The sequence below is a fragment of the Cellulomonas sp. PhB150 genome, from assembly GCF_003755175.1.
In the GTDB taxonomy this organism is placed as follows: Bacteria; Actinomycetota; Actinomycetes; order Actinomycetales; family Cellulomonadaceae; genus Cellulomonas.
In genome coordinates, this window is sequence record NZ_RKHX01000001.1 from 1,123,237 (window position 1) to 1,144,127 (window position 20,891).

Below are 20,891 nucleotides of genomic sequence, written 5' to 3' on the forward strand. Positions count from 1 at the left end.
GACCGCCCGTGTCACCCGCCGCGTCCCATCCTGCGGATGGTGGGCGCCAGGGCGCGCGCGCGGGTCGCCGCACTACTCTCGGCCTCGTGCCTCTTGCCGAGCCCCTCCCGACGGACGACGCGACCCACTGGGTCCTGACCCTGTCCTGCCCCGACCGACCCGGCATCGTGCACGCCGTGGCCGGCCTGCTCGCCGAGCACGGCGGCAACATCACCGAGTCGCAGCAGTTCGGGAACCCGCTCTCGGGGCTGTTCTTCATGCGCGTGCAGGTCACCGCGTCGGTGGGCCGACCGGTCCTCGAGGCCGCACTGGAGGGCCTGACCAAGGAGTTCGGCCTGACCTGGTCGCTCGACGTCGCCGGCCGCCCGGTGCGCACGCTCGTCATGGGCTCGACCGCGGCGCACTGCCTCAACGACCTGGCGTTCCGGCAGCGTTCGGAGAACCTGCCGGTCGAGCTGGTCGCGGTCGTCTCGAACCACACGGCGCTCGAGCCGCTCGCCGACTTCTACGGCATCCCGTTCCACCACGTGCCGGTGACGACCGCGACCAAGGCGGACGCCGAGGCCCGGCTGCTGGCGCTGGTCGAGGAGCTCGACGTCGAGCTCGTCGTGCTGGCGCGCTACATGCAGATCCTGTCGGACGACCTGTGCCGCGCCCTGTCCGGCCGGGTCATCAACATCCACCACTCGTTCCTGCCCTCGTTCAAGGGCGCCCGGCCGTACGCGCAGGCGCACGAGCGCGGCGTCAAGCTCATCGGCGCGACCGCGCACTACGTGACGGGCGACCTCGACGAGGGCCCGATCATCGAGCAGGACGTCGAGCGGGTCGACCACTCCCGGTCGGTCGAGAACCTCGTCGCGCTGGGCCAGGACGTCGAGCGTCGGGCCCTGGCCCGGGCCGTCCGCTGGCACGCCGAGCACCGCGTCCTGCTGGACGGGCACCGCACCATCGTCTTCCGCTGACCCGATCGGCGAGCGCATGGGTGTGCGGCACGCCGCGCGCGCCCCGGCGTGTCGCCACCCACCGGTTCACCCACCCCTTGACGCATCGCGGACCGCGGCGTACCTTCGTATTCAACGCATTGGTTGATCAATCGATAGGTAGATGACGTGCTTCCTGATCCGACCTCCGACGACCGGCTCGACCGCGCGTTCGTCGCGCTGGGCGACCCGGTGCGGCGGCGGATCGTGGCCCGGCTCAGCCGCGGTCCCGTCACGGTCGGCGACCTCGCCGCACCGTTCGAGATCTCGCTGCAGGCGGTCTCCAAGCACATCCAGGTGCTCGAGCAGGCAGGGCTCGTCACGCGCACGCGCGACGCCCAGCGCCGGCCGGTGCACCTCAACCCGGGCGCCCTCGAGGAGCTCACCGCGTGGATCGACCGCTACCGGCTGATCCACGAGCAGAGCTACCGAAGCCTCGACGCGCTCCTCTCGTCACCACCAGCAGCACCACCGTCCGACCGGCCCGCCGACCTCGGCCCGGTCACCCACCAGGAGGAACGACCATGAGCAACGACCTGCACGTCGACGCGCCCGAGGGCGTGCCGTTCATCGACATCACCCGCGAGTTCGACGCCCCCGTGGCGCGGGTCTTCGAGGCCCACGCCAAGCCGGAGCTCGTCGCCCGGTGGATGGGCCCGCGCGACCTGACCATGGACATCGCCGAGTGGGACTTCGTCTCCGGCGGCCGGTGGAGCTACGTCAGCACCGGCCGCGACGGCGCGAGCTTCGGCTTCCGCGGCATGTTCCACACGGTCCGCGAGAACGACTTCGCGATCCAGACCTTCGAGTTCGAGGGCTACCCCGACGTCGTCGCGATCGAGAGCGTCGCGTTCGAGGACCTGGGCGACGGCCGGACCCGCCTGCGCATCCACTCGGTCTACCCGACCCTGGAGGCGCGCGACGGCATGGTGGCCAGCGGCATGGAGGGCGGGCTCAAGGCCGGCTACGAGCAGCTCGAGGAGCTCCTCGCGGCCTGACCCGCCCGCGCGAGGCGCCGGGCTCGCGGGCTACTGCTCGCGCGCCCGGCGCTGCAGCGCGTCGATCACCACGGCGATGGCCAGCACGAGCCCGGTGACGACGTACCGCACCGACTGGTCCATGTTGAGCAGCGTGAGCCCGGTCGAGATCGACTGGATGATGAGGATGCCGAGCAGCGCCGACCAGGCCGAGCCGCGACCCCCGTACATGCTGGTCCCGCCGATGACCGCGGCGGCCACGGCGGTGAGCGTCACGTCGACGGCACCGCTGGCCTGGTTCGCCGCGGCGAGCCGGCCGACGGCGAGCACGCCGCCCAGGGCCGCGAGCGTCGAGCACGCCGCGAACACGCTGACGAGCACGCGCCGCACGGGCACGCCCGCCCGACGAGCAGCCTCGGCGTCGCCGCCGACGGCGCGGACGAACCGGCCCCAGCGGGTGCGGCGCAGCGCGAGGTCGGTCAGCGCCACGAGCCCGACGAACAGCGCGAACACCGACCCGACCCCGCGGTTGGTGCCCAGGTAGGCGACCGCCGCGGCGAGGATCGCGGCGAGCACGCCGACCCGCACCAGCACCGAGGCGAGCGAGGGCGCCGAGAGCTCCGCGTGCAGCCGACGTGCCCGGTCCCGCAGGCGCGCCCCCGCGAACACCGCGACCACGCCCGCGACGACGAGCCACGAGAGGGCGGACGGCAGGAAGCTGGTCTGGCAGAACCGGACGAGCCAGGACTGGAACGGCAGGTTGACCGACCCCGTCGAGCCCAGCACGCGCAGCTGCAGGCCGCCGACGACGAGCAGGCCCGCGAGCGTGAACACGAAGCTCGGCACGCCGAGCCGGGTGTGCACCGCGCCGTACAGCAGCCCGATCAGCACGCCCGCTGCGAGCGCGGCAACCACCGCGAGCGTCAGCGGCCACCCGATCCGCACCGACCCGACGGCCACGATCGCGGCCGCGAGCCCCGACACCGCGCCGACCGAGAGGTCGATCTGGCCCAGGTGCAGCGTGAGCACCACGCCGAGCGCGATGACGCCCGTCGCGGCGGACTGCTGCGTGAGGTTGACGAGGTTGTCGCTCGAGAGGAACGAGCCGTTGAGCGCCTGGAAGACGATCCAGATGAGCACGAGCGCGCCCGCGATGGGCAGCGCGCTCATCTCGCCCGTGCGCAGACGCTGCCAGAGCTCGGCGCCCGGGCGCGGCTGGGTGGCCAGGGGCGCGCTCATCGGGCGACCCCGGTCATCGCGGCGAGCAGGTCCTCGTACGTGACACGGTCGGCGTCGAACTCGCCGTTGGTCCGGCCGAGGCGGAGCACGACGATCCGGTCGGCGACCGCCTGCAGGTCGGACAGCGAGTGGCTCGTGATGAGCACGGCGTGACCACGCGCGCGCAGGCGCTCGACGAGCGTGAGGAACTCGGCGATCTGCGTGAGGCCGAGGGAGGCGGTCGGTTCGTCGAGCAGGATGACCCGCGGCTCGCCGAGCAGGGACCGGGCGATCGCCACGGCGCGACGCTGCCCGCCGGACAGCCCGGCGACCGGGATCCGCACGGACGGGACGCGGGCCGCCAGCTGGCCGAGCAGCTTCCACGCCTCCTTCTCCATCGCGACCTCGTCGAGCAGGCCGCCGCGGACCGGCTCCTGGCCGAGGAACAGGTTCTCGACCACGTCGAGGTTGGCGCACAGCGCCAGGTCCTGGAACACGGCGGCGATGCCGAGCGCGCGGGCCGCGGCGGGGTCGGTGAGGGTCACGGGCGCGTCGTCGACCAGCACCTGACCCTCGTCGGGCTGCAGCGCGCCCGACAGGACGCCGACGAGCGTCGACTTGCCCGCGCCGGTGTCGCCGACGACCGCGACCACCTCGTGCGCGTGGATGTCGAGGTCGATGCCGTGCAGCGCGCGCGCGGCACCGAAGCTGCGCGAGACGCCGCGCAGGGAGAGGACCGGGGTCCGTGCGGGTGGGGTGCTCATCCGACCGCCCCGCCCAGCAGTCCGGCGGCGACGCACGCCTCGGTGTACGGCTGCACGCAGATCTCCTCGGTCGTGAACACGCCACCATCGACGATGATGCGGCGAACATTGTGGATGTCGACGGCGACGGGAGCCAGCAGCAGCGCCGGGACGCCGCCGAGCCGCGCGGTCGCCACGGGGTGCTGGCCGCGCGCCACGCGCACCGCGAGCTCGGCGGCGGTGCGCCCCTGCTCGGACAGCGCGCGGTAGACGGTCATCAGCTGGGTGCCGGAGACGATGCGCTGGACGGCGGCGAGCTCCGCGTCCTGCCCGGTCACGGGTGCGACCGGGTCGAACCCGGCGGACAGCATCGCGGAGATGGCGCCGCCGGCCTCGCCGTCGTTCGCGGCGTACACGGCCTCGACGCGGGAGCCGTACTGCGTGAGCTGGTCGCTCACCCAGGCCTGCGCCTTGTCGGGGCTCCAGTCCGGGGTGTCGTACTCCGCCAGGACGTCGATCGGGGTGCCCGCGAGCGCGGCGGACAGCCCCGCCTTGAATCGCACCGAGTTGGGGTCCGTCGGGGAGCCGTTGACGACGAGGATCCCGTCCCGCTCGGTGCTGGGTCCGGTGCGGCGGGTCGCCAGCGCGGTGACGAGCGCCTCGCCCTGCAGCCGCCCGACGCGCGCGCCGTCGACGCCGACGAAGTAGTCGAGCGGGGCGTCGGCGATGAAGCGGTCGTAGGCGATGACGGGCACCCCACGGGCCGCGGCCCGCTGCACGATGCCGATGGCCGCGGTCGCGTCGACGGCGTCGAGGACCAGCACCGCGGCGCCCTGGGTCAGCGCGGACTCCGCCTGCTGCTGCTGGCGCGCGGCGTCCTGGTCGGCGTTGGCGTACAGCACGCGGCACTCGGGGCAGCGGCGCGCGACGGTCTGCTCGAAGGACGGGCGGTCGACGCTCTCGTAGCGGGCGGCCTTCGACTCGGGCAGGAGCAGCGCGATCGTCGTCGGCGAGGGCCCGCGGTCCGCGGGCGCCTGCGCGCAGCCGGCGAGCGCGAGCAGCACGACGAGCAGCGCGGCCGCTGCGGCCGGGACACGGCGGTTCACGACACGGCAGTTCACGAGACCCCCACCGCGGCGCTGATGTTCACGCGGTCGAGCGCGACGGCGAGCGCCCCACGCACCTCCGCCGACGCACCGAGCGCGCCCTCGACCACCTCGACCGGTCCCCCGGTGCTCGGGATCGTGCGCTCCATGAGCGTCGCGCGCAGCGGACCGAGCAGCATCTCCCCCGCCTCCGCGAGCTGGCCGCCCACGACGACGACCTCCGGGTCGAGCAGGTTGCACACGCTGGCCGCAGCGACGCCGAGGTGGCGGCCGGCGTCGCTCAGCACCCGCCGGCAGCCCGGGTCGCCCTGCTCGGCGCGGGTGATGACGTCGCGCAGGGTCAGGTGCCCGTGGCTCGAGCGGAGCGTCTCGAGGATCGCGGGGGCCCCGACGAACGTCTCGAGGCAGCCGCGGTTGCCGCAGCGGCACACGGTGCCGTTGTCGTCGATCGTCACGTGCCCGACCTCGCCCGCGGCGCCGACCCTGCCGTGGAAGAGCTCGCCGTTGAGGACGAGGCCGCCGCCCACGCCGTGCGAGACGCGCAGGTAGACGACCTGCCGGCGACCGCGAGCGGCGCCGAGCCGCACCTCGGCCAGCGCGCCGAGGTTCGCGTCGTTGTCGACGTGCACCGGCACGCCCAGGCGCGCTCCGAGCAGCTCGGGCACGGCCGCGCCGTCCCAGCCGCGCAGGAGCCCACGTGTGGAGACGCGCCCCGTGCGCACGTCGACGGGCGCGGGGACACCGACACCGACGGCCAGCACCTCGGACATCGTGGCCCCGACGGACGCGACCATCTCGTCCGTGAGCATGGCCGCACGCTCGAGGCCGGCGTCGGCCCGGTGGTCGGGCGGCAGCGGCAGGCGCTGCTCGGCGACGATCCGGTGGGCGACGTCCGAGAGCGCGACCCGCAGGCTGCGGGTGCCGAAGTGCAGGCCGACGACGAGCCCGAGGTTGCGCGCGAGCGTGACCTGCTGCGCGCGGCGGCCGCTGCGCGTGGTGGGTGCGGTGTGCAGGACGCCCGAGCCGGTGAGCTCGTTGACGATGTTGGACACCGTGGCCGGGGACAGCCCTGTGACGCCGGCCAGCTCGACCTGCGTGAGGGAGCCACGCTGCTGGACGGCGTTGACGATGCGGGCCCGGTTGGCTTCACGCAGTGAAGTTTGAGAGCCCGGTGTGACCCGGTCTTCGCCCACGCCGGGAAGGATACATGGCGCGCGTCACACCACTCGCCGAACCCGCAGGTGACAGGCCTGGGATCGGCCGGTGACGAGCCTGGCGCCCGTGTGAAGGTTGCCCTGGGCGTGCACTTTCGGCCCGCGGCCCTGACGATGGACGACGGCGTTCGCGTACTGCGCCACCCGTTCGGATGCCTGGTCACCCGTTCGGCCGGTCCCCGGACTCGGCCGCTTGCCTCCGTGAGGTGAAGGGAAGATCACGATTCGATCACCACTGGCTTCATTAGTTGACGCCAAGGCTTCGGACGGGTTGGCTGTGCGTCGAACGGTCCGGGAGCAGCGTTGTTCCCCGGACCTGGTCGGACCCGCGTGACGTGGGTCCAACAGCCTCTGAGCGATCAACGACGACGTAGGAGCATCATGCGTACACGACGTACCCTCATGGCCGTCACGGCCGGGCTGGCCGCGAGCACTCTGCTGCTCACGGCCTGCAGCTCGGGTGACGACAACCCGTCCTCGGACGGCAGCGGCGCCGCGGGCGGCGACGCCAGCGAGGTCGAGGTCTTCACCTGGTGGGCCAGCGGCTCCGAGAAGCTGGGCCTCGACGCCCTCGTGAAGGTCTTCAACGAGCAGCACCCGGACACCGAGTTCATCAACGGCGCTGTCGCCGGTGGCGCCGGCTCCGCGGCCAAGGACCTGCTCCAGACGCGCCTGCAGGCCAACGACCCGCCGGACACGTTCCAGGCCCACGCGGGCGCCGAGCTCCAGGACTACATCGACGCCGGCCAGCTCGAGGACGTCTCCGACCTCTACAAGGAGTTCGGCCTGACCGACGTGTTCCCGAAGGACCTCGTCGACCGCCTCACGGTGGACGGCAAGATCTACTCGATCCCGTCGAACATCCACCGCGCCAACGTCATGTGGGCCAACCCCAACGTCCTCAAGGACGCGGGCCTCGACCCCGCGGCGACCTACGCGTCGATGGACGACTGGTTCGTCGCGCTGGACAAGGTCAAGGCCTCCGGCAAGACGGCCCTCTCGGTCGCGACGACCTGGACCCAGGTCAACCTGCTCGAGACCGTCCTCATCGCCGACCTCGGCGCCGACGGCTACTCGGGTCTGTGGGACGGCTCGACCGACTGGAACGGCTCGGACGTCACCAAGGCGCTCACGGACTTCCAGAAGCTCATGAGCTACACCAACACCGACCGTGACGGCCTGGACTGGCCCGACGCCACCCAGCAGATCATCGACGGCCAGGCCGGCTTCAACGTCATGGGCGACTGGGCCGAGGCGGCGTTCGAGGAGGCCGGCAAGAAGGCTCCCGCGGACTACGTCTACGCGCCGGTCCCCGGCACCGACGGCGTCTTCGACTTCCTGGCGGACTCCTTCACGCTCCCCGTGGGCGCGAAGCACCCGGGCGGCACGAAGAACTGGCTCGAGACCATCAGCTCGGCCGAGGGCCAGACGGCGTTCAACAAGGCGAAGGGCTCCATCCCCGCCCGCAACGACGCCAAGCCGGAGGACTTCAGCGAGTACCAGCAGACGGCCATCGCGTCGTTCGCCAAGGACACGATCGTCTCGTCCCTCGCCCACGGCGCGGCCGCCCCGGTCGCCACGCTGAACGCGATCTCGGACGCCACGAGCAAGTTCACGACCGGTGCGTCCGACCTGGCCCAGTACCAGAAGGACCTCGCGGCCGCGGCCGCCGGCAAGTGACGCCAGTCGCCTGACCGGTGACGGCCCCGCTCCCCGCCTCACGGGAGCGGGGCCGTCACACCGCCGTCCGGGGTCGCTGGGTTGCCACAGACCCGCCCCGCAAACGCTAGGAACCGTCATGCCCCGCAACCTGCGCCGCTGGGGACCGCCCCTGCTGCTGATCTCCCCGTCGCTCATCCTGCTCGGCGTGTTCGTCTACGGCCTGCTGGCGATCAACGCCAAGACCTCGATGACCGACATGCACACGGCTGCCCAGACGACCGGCCGCAAGCCCACGTCGTTCGTCTGGCTCACCAACTACGGTGACCTGCTCACCTCGCCCGACTTCCAGCACTCGCTGCGCAACCTGGTGATCTACACGGTCGTGTTCCTCGGCGGGACGATGCTCTTCGGCTTCCTGTGGGCGTGGCTCCTGGACCGGCCGGTGCGGTTCGAGGGCGTGTTCCGCTCGATCTACCTGTTCCCGATGGCCGTCTCGTTCGTCGCCTCGGGCGTGGTGTGGCGCTGGCTGCTCAACTCCAACCAGGGCGAGAACGCCTCGGGCCTGAACCGCCTGTTCCAGATGGTCGGCCTGGACTTCCTGCAGAACAACTGGTGGAACAACGTCAACTACGGCATCGCGGCCATCGCGATCCCCGCCATCTGGCAGCTGTCCGGCTACGTCATGGCCCTGTTCCTGGCCGGCTTCCGCGGCGTCCCCGAGGAGCTGCGCGAGGCCGCCAAGATGGACGGCTCGACGACCTGGCAGATGTACCGGCACGTGATCTTCCCGCAGCTGTCGCCCGTGGCCCTGTCCGCGGTGATCATCGTCGGCCACATGTCGCTCAAGGCGTTCGACCTGATCATGTCGATCTCGAAGCCCGCGAACTACCAGACCAAGGTGCCCGCCATCGACATGTACGTCTTCAAGTCGAGCTTCAACTACGCCGACGCGGCAGCGGTCGGCGTGATCCTGCTCGTGATCGTCGCGGTGCTCGTCATCCCCTACCTGGTGCACCTGAACCGGACGGAGAAGAACGCGTGACCGCCGCGACCGAGCCCCTGACCGCGCCGATCAAGGCCGCGCCCATCGGTGGCGGCGGCAAGGCCGGCCGTGACCGCTTCTCCTGGGGACGCGGGCTGAAGTACCTGGCCCTGCTGTTCTTCCTGCTCATCGTGCTGATCCCCGTCTACGTGCTGATCGTCACGAGCTTCAAGGGCACCGGCGACGCGTCCCCCGTGCGGGCCTGGAACCTGCCGCTGCACTGGACGACGGACAACTGGAAGGAGGCGTGGACGTCGCTGTCCCCCGCCATCTGGCGCACCATCCAGATGGTCGTCCCGGCCGCGCTGATCTCCTCGCTGCTCGGCTCGATGAACGGCTTCGTGCTCTCGCGCTGGCGGTTCAAGGGTGCGGACATCGTCTTCACGCTGATCCTGTTCGGGATGTTCATCCCGTACCAGGCCGTGATGATCCCGCTGCTCAAGCTCATGCAGAGCGCGCACATCCCCAACGGCATCCCGTCGCTGATCATCCTGCACGTGATCTACGGCCTGCCCATCACGACGCTGATCTTCCGCAACTACTACATGTCGATCCCGAACGAGCTCATCGAGGCGGCACGCGTGGACGGTGCGGGCATGCTCCGCACCTACGCGTCGGTGGTCCTGCCGATCTCGATCCCCTCGTTCGTCGTCGTGCTGATCTGGCAGTTCACGTCGGCCTGGAACGACTTCCTGTTCGCCGTGTTCTTCTCCTCGAGCCAGAACGGCCCGGTGACGCTCGCGCTGAACAACCTGGCCAACGGCGCGCTCCTGCAGAACTACGGCGTGTCGATGGCGGGCGCACTGCTCGCCTCGCTGCCCACGCTGCTGGTCTACGCGCTGCTGGGCAAGTACTTCATCGGCGGACTCATGTCGGGCTCCGTCAAGGGCTGACCGCCCGCGCGAACGACGAAGGCTCCGGTCCCCGCTGCGGGGGGCCGGAGCCTTCGTCGTTCCGGCTGCTAGTCCGTCAGCCGCAGCGTGGAGATGCGCTGCGCGGAGTCGAACACCAGGTAGACGTCCTGGATGCCGCGGACCTTGTCGAGCGCGGCCCGCACCGTCCGGTAGGAGTAGACGTCACCCGAGCTCGGCACCACGGCGGTGCCGACGAGCTTCCCCTTCGGCGAGCCCAGGCGGATCGCGATCCGGCCGGTGCCCGCCTCCGCCTTCGCCACCTTGGCCGTGAAGGTGCGCGGCCCGGTGCGCAGGTCGACGTCCTTGAACGCGATCCAGCTGCCCTTCGCCGTCGCGCCGACCGAGGTGCCCTCGACCTTTGAGGTGTCCACCAGCGTGGCGGCCTTGTAGGCGTCGAAGTTCTGCGCCTGGGTGGTCCGGGACAGGTCGCGCGGCGGGATCTTCTCGCCGATCACCTTGACCGTCGAGGCGGCCCGGACGTCGCTCGACGAGGAGCCGACGCGCACGTCGTAGGTGCTCGTCTCGACGACCCACCGGTTGCGCGTCACGTCCCAGTGCCCGAGCTCGGAGACCGGCACGTCGAGCTTCACGGTCTTCGTCTGACCGGCCGCGAGGCTCACGCGGTCGAAGTCCCGCAGCTGCGTGAGCGGCTGGGTGTCCCGCGAGGTGCGCTGGTGCGTGTAGAGCTGCACGACCTCGTCGCCGGACCGCTTGCCGGTGTTGGTCACGTCGACGCTCACCCTGACCGTGTCCTTCTTGCCCAGCGACCGGTCGTCGACCCGCAGCTTCGAGTACCGGAACGACGTGTAGCTCAGGCCGTACCCGAACGGGTAGAGCGGCTTGGTCGAGTCGTACAGGTACGTCTGGCCCGACGAGATGATGTCGTAGTCCAGCAGGTCGGCCGGCAGGGCGTCGGTCGAGGTGGGCCACGTCTGGGTGAGGCGGCCCGCCGGGTTGGTGTCGCCGTACAGCACGTCGGCGATCGCGTTGCCGGTCTCCTGGCCGGCGTGCGTGGTCCAGACGATCGCCGGGACCTTCTTCTGCAGCGCCGTGATCGTGTCCGGGTAGCTGGTCTGCAGCACGACGACGGTGTTCGGGTTGGCCTTGAGCACGTCCTGGACCAGCGCCTCCTGGCTCGGGGCCAGGTCCATGTCCGCACGGTCGTGGTCCTCGCGGCCGTTGATGAACGGCATGCTGCCGACGACGAGCACCGCGGCGTCCGCCTTCTTGGCAGCCGCGACCGCCTGCGCGCTCCCGCTCGTGACCACCTCACGGGAGAACTTGGCGGCCTTGGCGGCCGTCGGCGCACCGAGCACGAGGGCGCCGTCGGCGTTCACCGTGATGTAGGGGTTGGTGTAGGACTGCGCCCAGTCGGACGTCGACTCGTAGCCCGCGTAGCGCAGTGCGACCGTGCCGTCGCCCTGGTCCTCGATCTTGAACTGCTGCTGGACGAACCAGCCGTTGGGCTGCGCCTGGTCGTTGGCGAATCCGCTCCAGTTGTAGCCGACGTACTTGCCGTTCGCGGCACTGCGCAGCGTGACGATCCCGCTGCCCCAGTCGAAGACGTCGAACTGGGAGGTCGCGTCCGCCGTCGCCGCGGACGCCGTGAGCGCCCCGCCTGCCGTGCCCGCGCCGCCGGCGACGTACTTGCCGGTCGCGACGTCCTTGAGCGCGATGCGGTCCACGCCCTCCGTGCCGGTCACGTTGCTCGCGCCGGCCTTGGCCTCGATGCCGTCGCGCGCGGTGACCGCGTACGGCAGCGAGCCGCCGTACCAGTCGGTGTAGAGCGTGTCGGCGAGCGGGCCGATGACCGCGACCTTCTTGTCGGACGCCGTGTCGAGCGGCAGCGTCTTCTTCGCGTTCTTGAGCAGGACCATGGCGTCGGCCGCCGTCGTCCGGCTCAGGGCACGGTTCGCCGGGGTGTCGACCGCGGCCTTGGTGATGCCGGCGTACGGCCCGCCGTCCGGGTCGAACTCGCCGAGCCGGAAGCGGATCGAGAGCTGGTGCGACGCGGCCTCGTCGATGTCCGCCTGCGAGAGCAGCCCCTGCGCGAGCGCGTCCTTGATCGCCTGGATCGTCGGCTGCGGGTTGTTGTCGTTGACGGTCATGCTGTCGATGCCGGCCTTGATCGCGGCGGCGTTCGCCTCGGGCGCGGTCGCGTAGTACTTCTGCGAGTTCACCAGGTTGGCGGGGGCGGCCGCGTCGCTGACGTTGAACAGCGTCTTGTCGGTCCAGGTGCGCAGCAGCGAGTCCATGGTCGGGTCGACGGTCGCGGGGCGGCCGTTGATCAGGTTGTAGGACGCCATGACGCCGGTGGCGGCGTCGGCCGTGATGGCCGGCTTGAACGCCTGCTCGTCGTACTCGTGCAGCACGCGCGGCGGGACGCTCGAGGAGGTCGTGTCGCGGTGGACCTCGTTGTTGTAGGCGAGGTAGTGCTTCAGGGTCGGCGCGGTCTTGAGGTAGAACGGGTCGTCACCCGACATGCCCTTGCCGTACGCCGTCGAGATGGCGCCCGTGAGCTTCGTGTCCTCGGAGTAGCCCTCCTCGTTGCGGCCCCAGCGCGGGTCGCGCAGCAGGTTGACGACGGGGGCCCAGAGGTTGAGGCCCCACAGTGCAGGGTCCTCCGAGTTGTAGCCGCGGGCCTCGTCACCCACCACGGTGCCGACCTGCTTGATGAGGTCCGGGTCCCAGGTGCTCGCCAGACCGACCGCCTGCGGGAACGTGGTCGCCTTCGCGGTGTGCACCGCGCCGTCCACGTAGCTGGTGGTCCACGCGAGGCCGTGCAGCGCCTCGGTCCCCGTGCGGAACTGGCCGATGCCGAGGCGCGGCACGGGCAGCGGGAACTGGTGGAGCAGCGAGATCTCCTCGTCCGGCGTGAGCCGGCCCAGGAGGTCGTCGATCCGGGCCTGCAGCGGCAGGTCGGGGTTGCGGAACGGCAGCTCGTCCTCGCCGTGGGCCGCCTGCGCGGGGATCAGCCCCGCGAGCGCCAGGGCCAGCGCGGTGGGGACGGCCCACCGCGCTGCCCGGCGCTGCCGCGACCGACGCCCCGGTCTCGGCGCGCTCGTCGTGCTCGTCATCGGTGGCGCCGCCTGGCGCCCTGCGGGGTTCGGTGTCTCGTGCACGGGCTGGGCTCCTCGTTCCCGGCGGGGGCACCAGCGCCCCCGCGTCTCGGCCCGTCGACCGTCGGGCCCGACGCGGCCCTCACGGCGACGTGAGAGCGAGCGCGCAGGACCCGCGCCACGGGGTGCGCGGAACCGGTGGGACCGGACCTGTCTCCCGACGACGCTGACGGTGGACGGCTGATGGATGGGACCCGTCATCGAAGCGCTTCGATGACTGATCGCTTCGACCGTAGAAGTGTCCGGAATGCCTGTCAACCCGTCTTTGTCCGGATCGTGGCGCTTCAGCAGGTGCTAAAGGATTCACATCGGCGTCCCGCGATGCCGTGGCCAGGCGAAGCGCTTCGAGCGCCGGCGGGCACACGACGACCCCGGTCGACCGGCGCCGGAGCGTCGGTCGACCGGGGTCGCCCCGCGGGCCGCTACCCGGCCGCGCCCGGCCAGCGGCGGGCGACCACCGTCGCGACCACGCCCGCCAGCAGCGCCAGGGCCGCGACCACGCCGAGCGCCGGACCGAACCCGGTGGCGCCCAGCGCGCCCGGGTCGTCGGCCGCGAGCACCCGCAGCGGTGCCTGCGCGCTCAGCCCGGAGGACAGCCCGGTCACGACGACCGTGTGCGCACCCACGGGCGTGCTCACCGGGACGGTCGCGGTGACGTCGAGCTCACCCGACGCGTCCGCATCGGTCGCGACGAGCAGCACCGGCTCGGAGTGCAGCCACACCTGGACCCGCTCCCCCGGCGTGAACCCGCCGCCCGCGACGTGCACCGTGCCGCCCGCGCGGACGGACCCCAGCGAGAGCGACAGGTGCGGCTTGCCGGGCTTGTGGGTCGGCTTGGGCTTCGGGGTCGGCTTCGGGTGGGTCGTGTGCGTGGGCTTCGGGGTCGGGTGGGCCGGCTTGGTGTGCGTCGGCCTCGGCGTGGGGTGCGGGTGCGTCGGCTTCGGCGTGGGGGTCGCCGTCGGCGTCGGGTCCGGTCCGCCGTCGTCGTCCTGCGCCTCCACCAGCACCGCGACCGTCCGGGCCGGCACGGTGACCGCACCCGAGCCGGCGTCCCACGTCGTCGTCCGGACCACCGCGTCGGCCCCGTCGGCCTGCACGGGCGACAGCGCGTAGGCCCGCCCCGCGAGCGCGGGCACCGTCTGGGTCACGGCGCTCGTGCCGGCGTTGAGGACGACCAGCGCGCCGTCCAGCGCCGGGTCGGCGTCCGTGCCCACGGTGTCGTCGATGCTCATGACGATCACCCCGGGCGCCGCGTCGGCCCCGCTGCCCGGGAACGTCACCTTCTGCTCGATCGCCGCGGCGCTGCCGAGGCGGAACAGCCGGGACGACGAGCGCAGCCGCAGCAGGTCCTGCGCCTGGTCGGAGGCCGTGGCCACCTGAGCAGCGGTCGGCTTGAGCGCGGCGTCCTCGAGGAGCGGCGCCTGGTACGGCCACTTGGCCTCGTTGTCGGCGGCGGGTGGCAGGCCGTGGCCGAACCCGTTGTCCGCGCCCGTCCAGTCGATCGCGTTGAACCAGTCGCCCGAGTCGTAGCTGTTCCGGTCGAGCGACTTGCTGCGCAGCATGTCGGCCCCCGCGTGCCAGAACGACGGCGTCTGGGCCAGGGCCGTGGTGGCGAGCGACAGCGTGTTCATGCGGATGCGGTCGCTCATCGTCGTGGCCTGCGGCAGCTTCATCGTCAGCGAGTCCCACAGGGTCTCGTTGTCGTGCGCGTCGACGTAGGTGATCACCTCGTCGGGCTCGTCGGCGTAGCCCGCGGGCTGGCCGTTGTAGTCGATCTGGCTGCCCGACCGGACCTGCCCGTCGCTCGTCGTGAACGTGAAGTCCTTGAGGTTGCCGGCCAGCCCGAGGCGGACGAGGTCCGCGTCGTGCTGCGCCCGGGTCAGCTGCTCGGCCTCGGTGCCGTTGACCGCGTCACCGTTCGGGTCGGTGTACCCGCCCGAGCCGAAGCCCTGGACGCGCGGGTTCTCGTCGAAGGGGCCGCCGCCGCGCACGGCGTCGCGCAGCCGGTCGCTGAACGTGCCGATCCCGGTGCCGCCGAGCTGGCCCTGCGTGGCCTGCGTGAACAGCGCGTCGTCCGCCACCTCGCCGAAGTTCCAGCCCTCGCCGTAGAGGTAGATCTTCGTGCCGTCGACGCCGTCCTTCGCGAGGGTCAGCTCGTCGAGGGCCGCGCGGACGTCCAGGAGGTTCTGCTTCGAGTGGTGACCCATGAGGTCGAACCGGAAGCCGTCGACCTTGTACTGCTTGGCCCACAGCACCACGGAGTCGACCATGAGCTTGCCCGCGAGCGCGTGCTCGGTCGCCACGTTCTGGCAGCAGGTGCTGGTCTCGACGGCGCCCACCGCGTTGAGGCGGTGGTAGTAGCCGGGCACGACCTTGTCGAGCACCGAGGTGTCCGCCTGGCCCGAGGCCGCGGTGTGGTTGAACACCTCGTCGAGGACCACCTGCAGGCCCGTGGCGTGCAGAGCTCCGACCATCGTGCGGAACTCGCTGACCCGCGACGCGCCCTCGGGGTCCACCGCGTAGGAGCCCTCGGGCGCCTGGTAGTGGAACGGGTCGTAGCCCCAGTTGAAGCCGTCGGAACCGGCGACCGCCGCGACGCAGGCCTGCTGCTCGGTGGCGGCAGGGCCGTACGACGCGAGGTCGCAGTCGGGGGTCGCCTGGTCGGCCTTCTTCTCGGCGATGGTCGCGATGTCGAAGGTCGGCAGCAGGTGGACCGTGTTGAGCCCGGCCGCGGCGAGCTCACGCAGGTGGCGGGTCCCGGCGCTGTCGCGGGCGAACGCCAGGTACGTGCCGCGCTCGGCTGCCGGGACCGTCTCGTCCTTGATCGAGAAGTCACGGACGTGCAGCTCGTAGATGGTCCGGTCGACGGCCTTCTCGACGAGCGGCGCCTTCGTGTCCGCCCACAGGGCGGGCTGCGTGCTCGGGTCGTCGAGGTCGACGACGACCGAGTGCGTCGAGTCCGTCGTGAGCGCGACCGAGTACGGGTCGGTGACCACGTTGTGCTCGACCTCGTCGGTCGAGGGGACGTAGACGCTGACGTCGTAGCGGTAGGCGGCACCCGTCCAGGCGTCGTCGCCGGCCACGCGCCAGACGCCGTCGGCCGATCGCTCCGCCTGCACACGCCGGGGCTCGCCCGTCGTGCCGTCGGTCCAGAGCAGGAGGTCGACGTCCTTGGCCGTGGGGGCCCACAGCGCGAAGGTCGGGTCGCCGCCGTGCCAGCTGATCCCGAGGTCGGCGTCGTCGGCCGCCTGGGCGTAGAGGTCGTCGACCACGCCGGGGATCTGCACGCCGGTCCAGGCCGACGCACCGTCGTCACCGGACTGCAGCACGGCGAGCTGACCCGTGAGCAGGTCGGCGGCGGTGTCGCCGTCGACCGTCAGGGCGACGTAGCCCGTGAGCGCGGGGAACTCGTCGGTCACGGCGGTCGGCAAGCCGTCCGGGTCGTAGGTCAGCGCGAGGCCGTTCCCGCCGCTGACGATGCCGTCGGTCAGGGTCAGGCCGCCCGTCGGCGCGTGGAACAGCGACCAGGTCAGGTCCGCCGGGTCGGCGCCGGCCGGCAGCAGGTCACGCGGCCAGGCCAGGGTGCTCCTCGTGACCCAGTGCGCGCGCTGCTGGCCGGTGCCCGGCAGCGGCGGGTCGGCGACCGTGACCGTCAGGACGTGGGTGGCCGAGTCGAAGCTGAACAGCACCTGCTTGCCCTCGGTGGCGGAGAAGGCGATGTTGGCACCACCCGGTACGCCGTCGGCGCCCCAGTTCGGGTCCCAGCTCCCCTGAGTGGTCTTGACCTCGTAGGAACCGGTGGGCAGCTTCGTCGTCGAGAACGTGAACGTGCCGTCGCCGTCCGGGTCCTGCAGCCAGGCTGCGAGGCACTCGGGCTGCCAGTCGGAGGTGCAGCCGAGCTCGGACTGGAAGCTGCCCGTCAACCGGTAGATCGGGCCGTCGACGGTGCTCGTGAACGCGTGCGTCACCGGGTCGTAGACGAAGGTGACGTCCGTGGTCGCCGTCAGGGAGTACGCCGCGTTGCCGCCGTCGCGCACGCCGCCGGCGCCGTAGTTCTCGGTCCACGAGCCGCCGATCGCGACCTTGTACTCGTAGTCGCCCGCGGGCAGCGTGAACGTGCCCGCGTAGACGCCGCCCGGCTGCTTGGTCAGCACCGCGTCGGCGCAGTCGGGCGACCAGTCGGCCGCGCAACCCATCTCGGAGTTGTGGCTGCCGGGGACCGTGACGAGCAGGTCGCCGCCGCCGCCCGGGTCGGTCGGGGGCTGGGCGGCGTCGATGCTCAGGACGCCCGACGAGGTGTCGAGGCTGAACGTCACCGTCGGCGTCTCGGCCGTGACGGAGAACGCCACGTTGCCTCCCGACGCGGTGCCGTAGCTGGTGTCCCAGCTGAAGCCCTTGAGGGCCTTCGCCTCGTAGCTGCCCGCCGGGATCGCCGATGTCGTGTAGGTCCACGTGCCGTCGCCGTCGGCGTCCGCGAGCAGGCCGGTCAGGCAGTTCTGGTTCCAGTCCGCGGTGCAGCCGAGCGCCGTCTGGAAGCTGCCCGCCACGGTGTAGACCGCGCCCGCGGCGTCGTTGGTGACGCGGTGGGTGCTGGGGTCGTACCAGAACGTCACCGCACGGTCGGGGTCGGTGACCGTGTAGGAGATGTTGTCCGCGGCGGAGTTCTTGACGCCGTCGACGCCGTAGTTCTCGAACCACCCGCCGTTCTCGTCGCCCGCGGCCTCGTGGAACGCGGCGCCGATCGCGGCCTTGTACTGGTAGGTGCCGGCCGGGAGGTCGAAGCTCGCGGAGTACAGGCCGTTGGCCTGCAGCGTCAGCTCGGCGTCCGCGCAGGTGGGCTGCCAGTCGGCCGGGCAGCCCATCTCGGAGTTGTGGTCGCCGGGGACGGTGACCTTGCTGGCTGCGTCCTCCTCGACGGGGGTGCCGCCGCCGTAGCCCTCGCCCACGGTGGCGAAGGTGCTGGTCACGGACGTGTTGCCGCTCGCGTCGACGACGGTCGCCCGGTACTCGACGAGCGACCCCGCGGCCAGCCCGGCGGTCGTGTGGAAGACGCGCGGGGCGCCCGTGTCGCTCGTGCCGAGCGTGGTCCACTCGTCGTCGCCCGCGACCCGGTAGTCGAACGTCGTCTCGGCGTAGGCCTGCTCGTCGAGGGTGACCGCGACGGGGTTGAGCGCCTTGACGGGCTCGCCGGGCGCGCCGGTGAACGTCGGCGTCGGGGCGTCGGTCCGGGCCGGGAGCTCGCTGGTCGCGCGGTAGACGACCGCCGAGAGCGCGGGGACGGTCAGCGTGACGTCGCCGTCGGCGGTGACCTCGTCGTCGGCGCCGTAGACGCCCTCGAACGTGGCGGTCGGGCTCAGCGGCGAGAACGTCGCGGTCTTCGTCGTCGTCGCGTTGTTCACGGCGACCAGGTACTCGACCTTGTCGTCACGGTCGACGCGGGAGAACGCGTACACGCCCGTGCCGTCGGCCACGTACTGCTCGACCTGCGCGCCGTCGGCGAGCGCGGGGTTCGCCTTGCGCAGGGCGCCGAGCGCGGCGATGTCGCCGTAGAGCGCGCTGCCGGTGTCGAAGTGGTCGTCGGTGCCCATCGTCGTGCCGTCGACGAGCTGCTGGTTCGCGTAGGCGTCGACCTGCGTGCCGAACATCGACTGCCGCGCGTCCTTGTCGCCGCCGGTGCCGACGAAGCCCTGCTCGTCGCCGTAGTAGACGACGGGCTGGCCGCGCGTGAGGAACATGAGCTGGTGCGCGAGCACGTCGCGCTGCTCGACGTCGCTCTTGCCGTCGAGGAAGTAGCCGATGCGGCCCATGTCGTGGTTGCCGAGGAAGGTCGGCAGCGCCGACGCGCTCGAGTCGGGCATCGTGTAGTAGTCGTCGCTCGCGTACAGGCCGGCCAGGCTCTTGGCCGAGCCGCCGCCCGCGTAGCCCGAGGCCGCGGACTGGAACGAGAAGTCGAGCACCGAGCTCATGTCGGTCCTGCGGACGTACGGGCTCGTCTTGGTGGCGTCGGCGTCGTAGACCTCGCCGAACATGAAGAAGTCGTCCTTGCCCACGTCGTGCGCGTGGTCCATGACCTGCTTCGACCAGGACTGCCAGAACTCCATGTTGACGTGCTTGACGGTGTCGATGCGGAAGCCGTCGATGCCGACGTCGACCCAGTCGCTGAAGATGTCGGCCATGCCGTCGACGACCGTCTTGTTCTCGGTCATGAGGTCGTCCAGCGCGCCGAAGTCGCCGAGCGTCGAGGACTCCCCGGCGTAGGTCGACTCACCGCGGTTGTGGTAGAGCGTGGGGTCGTTCAGCCAGGCCGGGACCTTGACGTCCTTCTCGGCGTCCGGGACCACCGGGGTGTACGGGAACGACTCGGCGTTCATCGTCGGGAACGTCGTCCCGACCTTGTCGGCGAGGCTGAACGCGGTGCCGTCGGCGTCCTTGTACGGGCTGCTCGCCTCGGAGACGTAGGGGTGGTCGCCGGTCTGGGTGTACTGGATGACGTCCGCCGTGTGGTTGGCGATGATGTCGAAGTAGACCTTCATCCCCTTCGCGTGGGCGTCGTCGATGAGGCCGTCGAGCTCGGACATCGTGCCGTAGTGCGGGTCGATCGTCGTGAAGTCGGTGACCCAGTAGCCGTGGTACCCGGCGGACACGTCGTCGGTGCCGGCGCCCTGCACGTACTTGTTCGTGAACGACGGGGTCAGCCAGATGGCACTCGTGCCGAGGCCCTTGATGTAGTCGAGCTTGCCGCGCAGGCCGGCGAGGTCGCCGCCCTGGTAGAAGCCCTTGTCCGTGGGGTCGAACCCGGTGGTCAGCCGGTCGCCCGTGACACCGCCGTCGTCGTTGCTCGTCTCGCCGTTGGCGAAGCGGTCGGTCATGACGAAGTAGAACTGCTGGCCGGAGCCGGGCTCACGGACCGGCTCCTGGGGCTGCGGGTCGGCTTCCGCGTCGGACTGCAGGTCGAGGGGCGTCAGCGACGTCCGGCCGGTGGCGGGGTCGAACCGTGCCGCGAGGCGGGTCTCGCCGGCCAGGACGAGCGGGATGTTCGCCGCACCCGCGTCGCTCGACCCGCCGAAGCCGTAGGCCTCGTCCCACGCGTGGTCGCCGACGACCTTGAACTCGTAGCTGCCCGCGGGGAGCGTGAGCTCGGCGACGTAGGCGCCGTCGCCCGTGGGCGCGAGGTCCCCGTCGGTGCACGTCGGGGCCCAGTCCGCGGCGCAGCCGAGCTCGGACTGGAGGCTGCCCACCAGCGTGTAGGTCTCGGCGACTGCCGTGGCGGCCTGCTGGCCGACGACCACGCCCGCGAGGGCGAGGGCCGCGGCGACCCCGGCGGAAAGTGCACGACGCATGCGGGTGACTCCTTCGTCTCCGCGCCGGTGCGCGGGCATGTGGTCCACGGCTGTGCGCGCGGGCCCGCCCGGTCCGCCGGCGTTGGCGGAGCTACGGGCCACGCGTCGCTGTCTGAGATGTCTGACTCGCGATCACCGGTCGACGACCTCGTCGACCGGATGGCGGCACCGTACCGGCTTGCAGCAACTTGCAGCAACCACTTGCGGAAAGTTGGTCTCCACTCGGGGGTGACGGCGCCCGGCGGGTCGGGCTCCGTGGGTGGGCGGAGGTCGGCGGCGGCGCGACGCTAGGTGCTGACCGCGAGGAGAGCCGCGAGGCGATGCGCCAGGTCGGCGGGGTCGCCTTCGACCTCGATCACCTTGTCGCGGCTCGTCGGCCCGGAGACGAGCGAGACGTGCCGCCGGCGCACGCCGAGGGCGGCCGCGCACGCAGCCAGGGCAGCCTCGGTCGCCGCGCCGTCGACCGCGCGCGCAGCGACGGCGACGACGAGGCGTCCGTCGTACGAGCCACCGACCCGCGGCCGCGAGGCACCCGGCCGGACGCGGATCGGGACGCGCAACCTCCCTGCGTCGTGC

General features: G+C 71.6%; 13 protein-coding genes. 6 read left to right on the forward strand and 7 right to left on the reverse strand.

What is annotated here, in order from left to right; all coding sequences use genetic code 11:
• Nucleotides 1–86 precede the first annotated feature (86 nt).
• The 3 genes from purU to EDF34_RS05215 all read left to right on the forward strand — a co-directional run bounded on the left by purU (nt 87) and on the right by EDF34_RS05215 (nt 1,978).
• On the forward strand, nt 87–962 hold the full coding sequence (gene purU, locus EDF34_RS05205) for a formyltetrahydrofolate deformylase (protein WP_123370221.1): 876 nt from the start codon (nt 87–89) through the stop codon (nt 960–962).
• A gap of 147 nt (nt 963–1,109) precedes the next feature.
• Nucleotides 1,110–1,508: a helix-turn-helix transcriptional regulator gene (locus EDF34_RS05210; RefSeq protein ID WP_123370222.1), complete on the forward strand. Its 399-nt coding sequence runs from the start codon at nt 1,110–1,112 to the stop codon at nt 1,506–1,508.
• Nucleotides 1,505–1,978: an SRPBCC family protein gene (locus EDF34_RS05215; protein WP_123370223.1), complete on the forward strand. Its 474-nt coding sequence runs from the start codon at nt 1,505–1,507 to the stop codon at nt 1,976–1,978. The genes EDF34_RS05210 and EDF34_RS05215 overlap by 4 nt, the downstream gene beginning before the upstream one ends.
• Nucleotides 1,979–2,008: 30 nt before the next feature.
• Here EDF34_RS05215 and EDF34_RS05220 read toward each other — a convergent pair whose 3' ends face one another.
• The 4 genes from EDF34_RS05220 to EDF34_RS05235 are packed head-to-tail and all read right to left on the reverse strand — an operon-like array spanning nt 2,009 to nt 6,217.
• Nucleotides 2,009–3,196, reverse strand: a complete 1,188-nt coding sequence (locus EDF34_RS05220) for a sugar ABC transporter permease (RefSeq protein WP_123370224.1) — start codon at nt 3,194–3,196, stop codon at nt 2,009–2,011.
• On the reverse strand, nt 3,193–3,939 hold the full coding sequence (locus tag EDF34_RS05225; protein ID WP_123370225.1) for an ATP-binding cassette domain-containing protein: 747 nt from the start codon (nt 3,937–3,939) through the stop codon (nt 3,193–3,195). Before EDF34_RS05225 ends, EDF34_RS05220 begins: the two co-directional genes overlap by 4 nt.
• The gene (locus EDF34_RS05230; protein ID WP_199737642.1) at nt 3,936–5,024 is read right to left on the reverse strand and encodes a substrate-binding domain-containing protein; all 1,089 of its coding nucleotides are present in this window, start codon (nt 5,022–5,024) and stop codon (nt 3,936–3,938) included. Before EDF34_RS05230 ends, EDF34_RS05225 begins: the two co-directional genes overlap by 4 nt.
• 11 nt (nt 5,025–5,035) lie before the next feature.
• Nucleotides 5,036–6,217: an ROK family transcriptional regulator gene (locus tag EDF34_RS05235; RefSeq protein ID WP_123370227.1), complete on the reverse strand. Its 1,182-nt coding sequence runs from the start codon at nt 6,215–6,217 to the stop codon at nt 5,036–5,038.
• 402 nt (nt 6,218–6,619) lie between these two features.
• On the opposite strand from EDF34_RS05235, the gene EDF34_RS05240 reads away from it, so the two are divergent.
• The 3 genes from EDF34_RS05240 (at nt 6,620) to EDF34_RS05250 (ending at nt 9,835) form a co-directional block, all read left to right on the forward strand.
• Nucleotides 6,620–7,918, forward strand: coding sequence for an ABC transporter substrate-binding protein (locus EDF34_RS05240; protein WP_123370228.1), 1,299 nt, complete (start codon nt 6,620–6,622; stop codon nt 7,916–7,918).
• Nucleotides 7,919–8,036: 118 nt separating this feature from the next.
• Nucleotides 8,037–8,942, forward strand: coding sequence for a carbohydrate ABC transporter permease (locus tag EDF34_RS05245; protein WP_123370229.1), 906 nt, complete (start codon nt 8,037–8,039; stop codon nt 8,940–8,942).
• Nucleotides 8,939–9,835 carry a carbohydrate ABC transporter permease gene (locus EDF34_RS05250; RefSeq protein WP_123370230.1) on the forward strand — a complete coding sequence of 299 codons (897 nt, stop codon included), beginning with the start codon at nt 8,939–8,941 and terminating at the stop codon, nt 9,833–9,835. Before EDF34_RS05245 ends, EDF34_RS05250 begins: the two co-directional genes overlap by 4 nt.
• A gap of 68 nt (nt 9,836–9,903) precedes the next feature.
• Here EDF34_RS05250 and EDF34_RS05255 read toward each other — a convergent pair whose 3' ends face one another.
• From EDF34_RS05255 to EDF34_RS05265, 3 genes are all read right to left on the reverse strand, one after another.
• A complete protein-coding gene (locus EDF34_RS05255; RefSeq protein ID WP_233575188.1) occupies nt 9,904–12,978 on the reverse strand; it encodes a glycoside hydrolase family 3 protein in 3,075 nt (1,024 codons plus the stop codon).
• 419 nt (nt 12,979–13,397) lie between these two features.
• On the reverse strand, nt 13,398–20,315 hold the full coding sequence (gene pulA, locus EDF34_RS05260) for a pullulanase-type alpha-1,6-glucosidase (RefSeq protein ID WP_123370231.1): 6,918 nt from the start codon (nt 20,313–20,315) through the stop codon (nt 13,398–13,400).
• A 287-nt stretch (nt 20,316–20,602) separates the two neighbouring features.
• Complete coding sequence (locus EDF34_RS05265; protein ID WP_123370232.1) at nt 20,603–20,875, reverse strand: DUF167 family protein; 273 nt, start codon at nt 20,873–20,875, stop codon at nt 20,603–20,605.
• Between the last annotated feature and the right edge of the window lie 16 nt (nt 20,876–20,891).